This is a genomic window from Caldimonas caldifontis (assembly GCF_002930615.1).
GTDB classification, from domain to species: domain Bacteria; phylum Pseudomonadota; class Gammaproteobacteria; order Burkholderiales; family Burkholderiaceae_C; genus Caldimonas; species Caldimonas caldifontis.
Genome location: NZ_PSNX01000031.1, coordinates 1 through 785, shown reverse-complemented (window position 1 = coordinate 785; position 785 = coordinate 1). Strand labels below are relative to the sequence as shown.

Sequence of the window (785 nt, the reverse complement as noted above, 5' to 3'; positions counted from 1 at the left end):
GGGTTCAGCAGGCTGGCGTTGGCCTGGAGGCTGCCGCGCTGGCTGGCCAGGGGCACGCTCTGGTGCGTCTGGGCGGCGCGATCGAAGCTCTGGGCCAGCGCCCGGGCCTGCTGCAGCAGCGCCAGGCCGGGGGTGGGGTCGCCGGCCGGCTCCTGGGGGGCCTGGGCGTAGGTGCTCAGCAGCACGCCGCTGCTTTCGTCCTACAACGCCCCGGGCCGCGGCCGCAGCGTGGCCGTGATCGCATCCCACAGCGCCAGCACCTGCCCTTCGCTCAACGTGGCACGGGTCAGGTCCGGGATCATGGCCTTTTCTTCCAGGCTGCGCGGCGGCGAGGGGATGTAGTGGCCGTTGAAGAACTGAACGGTCAAAAACGGACGTTCGATCCCCTGCGCCGCCTGATCGGTTTGCACGATGGCGGTGTGGCCCGCCACTCGCGCCGAGGTGACTTGGTCTGGCTCTCGAGCCACGTACTCCTCGTAGCCATCGACCCCAATCTGGCGCGCTGAAAACCTCAGAATCTCAATTCCCGAGCGGCGCGAGTCCCGCTCAATCTGCGCGCGCCGCTGCATCAGCCCCGTGTCCGGACGCGGCACGTTGCCATCACCGCTGACGCTCGTGAGGTTGATAAATACATCCGGCGCATCCTTGAGGTGGTAGTTCACAGTGAACTCCGCCTCCTCGGACTGCGCCCCCATCCAGAACCCATGCGCAAAGCAATCCCCCGGCTCGCTGGGGATCTCGTCGTCGCGTCGCCCGCGCAGGCGGCGGTACACGTTCAGCAGGTG

General features: G+C 67.9%; 2 protein-coding genes. Both read right to left on the bottom strand.

Annotated features, from left to right (window positions below; translation table 11 throughout):
- Window positions 1-185 (bottom strand): hypothetical protein (locus C1704_RS17360; protein ID WP_146076117.1); only part of this gene is annotated, 185 nt, incomplete at its 3' end.
- Between the two features lie 15 nt (window positions 186-200).
- A partial coding sequence (locus C1704_RS17625; protein ID WP_211286965.1) for a T6SS immunity protein Tli4 family protein occupies window positions 201-785 on the bottom strand: 585 nt, incomplete at its 5' end.